This is a genomic window from Pengzhenrongella sp. (assembly GCF_036565025.1).
GTDB lineage: Bacteria > Actinomycetota > Actinomycetes > Actinomycetales > Cellulomonadaceae > Pengzhenrongella.
This window is the reverse complement of the sequence record NZ_DATCNW010000226.1, coordinates 1-6,617: the sequence shown is the minus strand read 5'-3', so window position 1 is coordinate 6,617 and position 6,617 is coordinate 1. Positions and strand designations below refer to the sequence as shown.

At 70.5% G+C, this 6,617-nt stretch carries 6 protein-coding genes, 1 tRNA gene and 2 pseudogenes; 5 read left to right on the top strand and 4 right to left on the bottom strand.

Going from position 1 to position 6,617, the window contains the following annotated elements:
- Window positions 1-246, bottom strand: a pseudogene (locus VIM26_RS13360) (hypothetical protein); the annotation flags it as partial.
- On the bottom strand, window positions 243-773 hold the full coding sequence (locus tag VIM26_RS13355) for a hypothetical protein (RefSeq protein WP_331951952.1): 531 nt from the start codon (window positions 771-773) through the stop codon (window positions 243-245). The gene VIM26_RS13355 and the pseudogene VIM26_RS13360, both read right to left, overlap by 4 nt.
- A gap of 296 nt (window positions 774-1,069) precedes the next feature.
- Here VIM26_RS13355 and VIM26_RS13350 point away from each other — a divergent pair, with 296 nt between their 5' ends.
- The 3 genes and pseudogenes from VIM26_RS13350 to VIM26_RS13340 all read left to right on the top strand — a co-directional run.
- Window positions 1,070-2,653, top strand: a complete 1,584-nt coding sequence (locus VIM26_RS13350) for an alpha/beta hydrolase (RefSeq protein ID WP_331951950.1) — start codon at window positions 1,070-1,072, stop codon at window positions 2,651-2,653.
- Between the two features lie 122 nt (window positions 2,654-2,775).
- Window positions 2,776-2,851, top strand: a tRNA-Thr gene (locus VIM26_RS13345).
- 285 nt (window positions 2,852-3,136) lie between these two features.
- Window positions 3,137-3,376: pseudogene (locus tag VIM26_RS13340) on the top strand (peptide-methionine (S)-S-oxide reductase); the annotation flags it as partial.
- A 182-nt stretch (window positions 3,377-3,558) separates the two neighbouring features.
- On the opposite strand, the gene VIM26_RS13335 reads toward VIM26_RS13340, so the two are convergent.
- Window positions 3,559-3,936 carry a hypothetical protein gene (locus tag VIM26_RS13335; RefSeq protein WP_331951948.1) on the bottom strand — a complete coding sequence of 126 codons (378 nt, stop codon included), beginning with the start codon at window positions 3,934-3,936 and terminating at the stop codon, window positions 3,559-3,561.
- Window positions 3,937-4,262: 326 nt separating this feature from the next.
- Between VIM26_RS13335 and VIM26_RS13330 the strand changes: the two genes are divergently transcribed.
- Window positions 4,263-4,934 (top strand): histidine phosphatase family protein, encoded by a 672-nt coding sequence (locus tag VIM26_RS13330; RefSeq protein ID WP_331951946.1) that lies wholly within the window; start codon window positions 4,263-4,265, stop codon window positions 4,932-4,934.
- A gap of 47 nt (window positions 4,935-4,981) precedes the next feature.
- Here the strand turns inward: VIM26_RS13330 and VIM26_RS13325 are convergent, their stop codons facing one another.
- The gene (locus VIM26_RS13325; RefSeq protein WP_331951944.1) at window positions 4,982-5,623 is read right to left on the bottom strand and encodes a dihydrofolate reductase family protein; all 642 of its coding nucleotides are present in this window, start codon (window positions 5,621-5,623) and stop codon (window positions 4,982-4,984) included.
- A gap of 122 nt (window positions 5,624-5,745) precedes the next feature.
- Here VIM26_RS13325 and VIM26_RS13320 point away from each other — a divergent pair.
- Window positions 5,746-6,617, top strand: an 872-nt coding sequence (locus tag VIM26_RS13320) for a glycoside hydrolase family 3 N-terminal domain-containing protein (protein WP_331951942.1), incomplete at its 3' end; no start/stop codon positions are given.

Sequence of the window (6,617 nt, the reverse complement as noted above, 5' to 3'; positions counted from 1 at the left end):
TGCCGAGGCGGCCGGCTCGGCGCCGGCGGACGGCTCGGCGCCGGCGGACGGCTCGCTGGCAGCGACTCGATCCCGTAGGCCGCAGCCGCCCAGCGCGACGGCGATGCCGATCGCGAGCAGCGACGCCGTCACCGCGCGGGTGCGCCGGCCACGCGCCGACGCTGACCCCGCGGCGAAGGTCGACGCCGAGGCAGAAGCCGGCGCCGAGGTCGAGCTCGCAAGCGCGGTCCCGGTCCGGGTCCTCACGCGGTGCCTGCGAGCTGCTCGGCGAGGGGAGCGCACACGTCCCGCTGCGCCCGTGCGAGGCGGTCGTCGGCCTTCGTGAGCTGGCCCACCCGTCCGGTGCGCCGCTCGGCGCGGGCCTTGAGCCGGTCAGCCTTCGCGTCCCGGCCGGCGGCTCGCGCCTGGTCGGCTCGGTGCGACAGCCATGCGGCCGAGCCCTTGACGTCGGCGCCGCCCTGGATGCGGTCCAGCAGGTGTCCGATGCGGGCGCGCTCCGCCGGGACCCGCTCGCACAACGCCGTGACCCGGTCGGCGTCCAAGGTGAGGGTCACCTTGCCGTCCTTGACGACCACGGTCGGGCCGCCGTCGGCCGGGTCGGGAGCGGGCGTGGTGGGGGCAGGCGTCGCGGGCGAGGAGGAGGTGCTCGTCGAGTCGCCGGCCGTCCCGGCCGGCGCCGCCCAGGTTGCGGGGGCGGTCGCGGTGAGCAGCGCGCCGACGCAGAGGGCGGCGAGGGCGGCGGTGGTGGTCCGGCGTCGCAGGGGTGAGGTCATCGGGGGATCCGTCCATGGTGGGCAGTGCCGGTCCCTCCGGCACAACAACAACTGTCGCGAGCACCGGTCAGGGACCGGTTTGGCGAATGTTCGGGTTGTGCAAGGGTCCCGCCCCGACGTGTCAGCCGCAGCGTGCCCCCTTTGCGCGCGCTTGGGCTGACAACGTGGCGGGGTAACCGCTTGCTCCGTTCGCGTCGGCTCAGGACCCGCGTGACCTGGGCGCGATTCGCCGTGGGCGCGGCTCGATCGCTGGACGGCTGCATCGACCTCGCCTCACCTCCGGTTACGGTTGATAGGTGCTTCGCCCCGACGCTCGCCGTACACGCATTGCTCACCTCCCTTCCGGCCCCGCCGGCACCTCCCGGATCGGCCTCCAAGCGGTCGCCGTGGTGGGGCTCGTCGCGCTGCTCCTGGGCGGGTGCGCGCCGGCGAAGCCCGCGGCCACCGCGGTTCCGGTCGCCGCGCCGTCGGCCACGGCGTCGATCGACCCGAAGCTGAAGGAGTTCTACGAGCAGAAGATCAGCTGGAAGAAGTGCGACACCTTCCAGTGCGCGACCGCCAAGGTTCCGATCGACTATGCGAACCCGGCAGCCGGCTCGATCGAGCTCGCCCTCAAGCGCGCCCGCGCCACGAAGGGCGACGCGATCGGCTCGCTGGTCATCAACCCGGGAGGCCCCGGGGTGTCCGGCGTGAATCTCGTGGACTCGGCGGTCACGACATTCGGCAAGGGCGTGGTGGCCAAGTACGACATCGTCGGCTTCGACCCGCGCGGCGTCGGGAAGTCGCACCCCGTGAAATGCCAGTCCAACGCGGCCAAGGACGAGCTGATCGGGCTGGACTTCGACTACTCGACGGACGCGGGTATCGCCGCGGCCAAGGCGATGTACACGACGATGGGCAAAGCCTGCGCGGCGAACACGGGCCCGCTGCTCGCGCACGTCGACACCGTCAGCGCGGCCAAGGACATGGACGTGCTGCGGGCCGCACTCGGCGACAAGAAGCTCTCATACCTCGGTTACTCCTACGGCACCGCACTCGGCGCAACCTACGCGGGCCTGTTCCCGGACCGGGTCGGGCGGATGGTGCTCGACGGTGCGCTCGACCCGACGACGTCGTCCAAGGACCTCGCCCTGATCCAGGCGAAGGGCTTCCAGAACGCGCTGCGCGCCTACGTCGTCGACTGCGAGGGTGGCCCCAAGTGCCCGCTCACCGGAGATGTCAATTCCGGGCTGGCACAGATCCACGACCTCGTCGAACGTGCGCGTCGCAGCCCGCTGCCGACCGGGACGAACCGGCCCCTGACCGGGTCGCTCGCGTCCTACGGGATCATCTTCCCGCTGTACGACAACCAGTACTGGCCCCTGCTCAGCAAGGCGCTGACCAAGGCGATCGGTCAGAACGACGGGTCGATCCTGCTCAAGCTGTCGGACATCTACAACGACCGCAACCAGGACGGCACGTACTCCGCGAACACGAGCGAGGCGTTCACCGCGATCAACTGCCTCGACGGCACGTCGACCGCTGACCCCGCCGAGATGCGTGCGGATACGGCCGAGATCGTGAAGGTGGCTCCGACGCTGGGCGCCTTCTTCGGATTCGGCGGCGTCGCTTGTGCCGGCTGGCCGTACCCGGCGACCGGGAAGCCGGGGCCGATCACGGCCAAGGGTGCCGCGCCCATCCTGGTGATCGGCACGACCAATGACCCGGCGACGCCGTACGCCTGGGCGCAGGGGCTCGCCAAGCAGCTCTCGTCGGGGGTGCTGCTCACGTACCAGGGGGAGGGGCACACCGCGTACGGGCGTTCCAACGGCTGCATCGCCGGAACTGTGGACGCGTACCTGCTGGCCGGGACCGTGCCGAAGGACGGCAAGCGCTGCTGAGCGCCGGGGCCGGAGGCTCGGACCGAGCGTCACGCGCGGGTCAAGAGATCGCTCGCTTTGGCCCCTACCCGCTCGTGTAGGTAGAGTTACGCCCGCTCGTCCCGGCCCTCCGGTCGTGACGTGCCGCCTTAGCTCAGTCGGTAGAGCGTCTCACTCGTAATGAGAAGGTCAACAGTTCGATTCTGTTAGGCGGCTCCACCGATGAAGGGCCCCTCACCTGCGTAAACGCTGGTGAGGGGCCCTTCATCTTTCGGCGCCCGCAAGCGACATCGGCCATGGTTTTCCACGAGCGGGAGCGCGGTGGTCGGCGTTCGGCGCTCGGCGTGAAGATGAGGCGGATATGACCCGGGCACGTGACGCTTGATCCGCGTGGACGCCCAGAACTAGCCTTGAGGCTCCTGCGGTTGGGGAGGCGGAGATGGGCGACAACGCCGAGACTGCGTTCACCGAGCCGACCTTGATGAAGGCGTCGTTGGTTCGCAGTATCGCTCGGAGATCTTCTGCAGCAGCCCCGAGCAGCGCAAAGTGGCCGAGGAGATGATCCGCGACGTTGACGCGTCGGGCCATTGGCCTGGCAGGACGGTGACCAGGATCAGCGAGGCCAACATGTTCTGGGAGATGGGACCCGAGGATCAGGACTACTTCCTGCGGTTCCCGCACGGCTGCAAGCCCCCGTTTCCACGGCAGGACGACAGCTCCGAGAACCTCCGCGCTCTTGCCTGACAGCCGCCGGTCGGCTACGGCGGCGCTGCCTCCCTGCGGTCCGTCCGGTACGGGCGATCGGACGTCAAGCGCGCTGCTCAGCCGAGCGCATCGGCGAGGTCGACGGGTGTGCGGTTGGGCGTTGGTGTCGCCCGGGAAGTGCTCCCGACGCCGACGCCGACGCGGTCGAGGATCGAGGCGAGTCACGCGAGCGAACCGATTGGACAGAACGGCATCCCGTGACTCGGGCAGACCCAGCGCGCGGATCCCGCCCGCACCTCCGCGCGAAGGGGGTGGCTGCCGGGATGATCCGGGCAGGGCGGCCAGTTCGTCGCCGCGGTGCCCCTGAGTTCGTCGATGACCCACTCCTGAACCTGGTCGGCGGCCTCCGCGACCCGATCGGCCTCGGGAAGGTCCAGGCTCACCCGGATCCCGACGGCGCTCCCGTCGCAGACAAGCATCGCCGACGCAAGCAACGGATCGTCCGCCCAATCGTCATCCTGAATGCCCGGAACAGGCGCGCCCGACACCCGCACGTCCCGCAGCACAACGTCCAACACACGCCGAAGCTCGTCCCTCATCGGATCAGCCTCTCAGCGCGCCTGCCCGACGGCGACTAGGGCCCGATCCTGGCCGCGTTCACGGCTGTATTCCTGGTTGCAGCGAAAGTGCGCCAGGGGTGCACGTTCAATGCAACCAGCCATGCATTCAGCCTCCACGAGGACCCCGGAACCGGGACGGAGTCAGCTGAGATCGCAGGCGCGTTCCGAGGTCGCGTGGCGCGGTCCCGAGGTTCGAGCTGCCGGTGAACGACCGGGCCCGGCCATTCACCTGTTCGCGTCGCCGATCGTGCCCTGAGGCCGTCGGTCCCTCTGCCCGGTCCGGAGAGGCACCTAGGGTAGGGACCGTGGAGCTGCTCCTGATTCGCCATGGCCAGACCGCTGCCAACGTGACGGGCGCGCTCGATACCGCGTACCCGGGGTTCTCGTTGAACCCCTTGGGGAGGCGTCAGGCCGACGCCGTCGTCGAAGCGCTCAGCGATGAGCCCGTCGGTGCGCTCTACACGTCGTCCCTGGTGCGTACGCGCCAAACCGCGGCTCCGCTCGCGGCGGCCCGGCAGCTGAGTCCGGCCACGCTTTCGGGGCTTCGCGAGATTGACGCTGGTGACCTCGAGATGCGCAACGACCCCGCCGCCCTGCGGTCGTTCCTGGGTGTCGTGTATTCGTGGGTCAGAGGGGACCTGAAATCGTCGATGCCCGGCGGGACGAGTGGACACGACTTTCTCGCCCGGTTCGATCAGGCCATCACAACGGTCGAGCGGACGTGCGGTGGGAGCAGTGCGGTCGTCGTCAGCCACGGCGCTGCGCTGCGGGTGTGGGCCGCCCGACGGGCGATCGAGTTCGACCCCGAGCACGCCGTCCAGAACGCGCTCCGCAACACCGGCAGCATCCGCCTGGTGGGCAGCTCACATGACGGTTGGCGAGTCTCGCAGTGGCGCAGTGAGCCGCTCGGCGGCCGGGAGCTGCTCGACGACAGGGCGCTCGACCCGACCGGGGCTCGCCCCGGGTCCCCGTCCTAGGTACCGGTTCGCGCCGTCCGCGCGTCCACCCCGGCCGACGCCGCTCGTCAGCCTCGCTCGAACTTCAGGTGCGTGACGCCTGGCGCCGCGATGGTCCGGACGTGCACCAGCCGGGGGTTCCCGAAACCCAGCCCCTGGAAGAGTCGTTCGCCGTCGCCGAGGAAGATCGGCACCAGGTGGATCTCCATCTCGTCGACCAGGTCCGCCTCGAGGTACTGCCGGGCAGCCGCGGCGCCGCCCGCCAGCGAGACGTCCAGCCCGTCGGCCGCAGCTCGGGCCTGGTCCAGTGCCGAGGAGATGCCGTCGGTGACGAACGTGAACGTCGTGCCGCCGTCGCACGCCAGCGGCTCGCGCGGGTGATGGGTCAGCACGAAGACGGGGTGGTGGTACGGCGGGTTCTCGCCCCACCAGCCGTTCCACGGCTCCTCGCCCCACGGGCCGGTCCCGCCGCCGAACATGTTCCGCCCCATCACGGTCGCGCCGATGTTCTCCATGGACTCCTCGACGACAGGCGTGCTCTCGTTGATCTCGCCGCCCTCGAGCCCCTGCGGCCTACGCCACGCCGCGAGGTCGAACACCCACTCGTGCAGGCGCATGCCGCCCACCCCGAGCGGGTTGTCGAGGTCCTGCGTCGGGCCGGCGACGAACCCGTCGAGTGACATCGCGATCGTGAGTCGGAGCTTGCTCATGTGCAACCTTCGGTCGTCGGTTCCTGCCAATGGCGCTCGTCCGTCCTCGCCAACCTAGACCGGCGCACCGACCGCCGCGCGGCTAGCCTGAACGGACCGGCTCCGACCACGGGAGGACGCCCGTGCCACGCCAGCGCTCCGCGCGACGCGCGTCCTTGCGCGCCACCGCCCTCGCCTGCGTGCTCCTCCTCGCGGCCTGCTCATCGGGCGGCGGGCCGCAGCCCCCAAGCCGGACGACGTCCGGCACGAGCGCGTCGCCGAGCGTGACGTCGACGCCGACCGAGACCCCGACCAAATCCCCGTCGAAGCCTCCGAGCAAGCCCACGTCCAGGCCGACGACGACGACCAAGCCGACGACCAAGCCCCGCCCGCCGACCCGGACCACGCCGCCGCCACTCGCCGGCTGGCCCCTCGAGCAGAAGGTCGGCCAGCTGTTCATGGTGGGCGTCGACGTCCACAACCTCGGCCACGACGCCTACGACGCGATCCGCGACCGCCACGTCGGCAACGTCTTCCTCGCGGGCCGCACGGAGGCCGGCCGGCAGCCGGTGCACAACCTCGTGACCTGGTACACCGGCCTCGTCTCCGCGAGGACCACGCACGGCACGCCGCTGTTCGTCGCGACCGACCAGGAGGGCGGCCAGGTCCAGGTGCTGCGTGGACCGGGCTTCTCGGACCTGCCGAACGCTCTCGACCAGGCCATCCTCGCGCCGGCCACGCTGCAGGCCAACGCGAAGACGTGGGGCACGGAGCTCGCGCTCGCCGGGGTGAACCTCGACCTCGCGCCCGTGATGGACCTCGTCCCGGGCACCGCCGCCGCCTCGAAGAATCCGCCGATCGTGGCCCTGAACCGCAACTACGGCTACACCCTCGACTCCGTCACCTCCCACGCGAACGCGTTCAGCGCCGGGCTTGAGTCCGCGGGCGTCGAGGTGAGCATCAAGCACTTCCCCGGACTCGGCAGGGTCAGCGCGAACACCGACACCTCGGCGGG

Bases quoted from the DNA above. Each gene is read 5' to 3' on its own strand.
- VIM26_RS13355 (WP_331951952.1), bottom strand. From the start codon at position 773: ATGACCTCACCCCTGCGACGCCGGACCACCACCGCCGCCCTCGCCGCC.
- VIM26_RS13335 (WP_331951948.1), bottom strand. From the start codon at position 3,936: ATGAGGGACGAGCTTCGGCGTGTGTTGGACGTTGTGCTGCGGGACGTG.
- VIM26_RS13325 (WP_331951944.1), bottom strand. From the start codon at position 5,623: ATGAGCAAGCTCCGACTCACGATCGCGATGTCACTCGACGGGTTCGTC.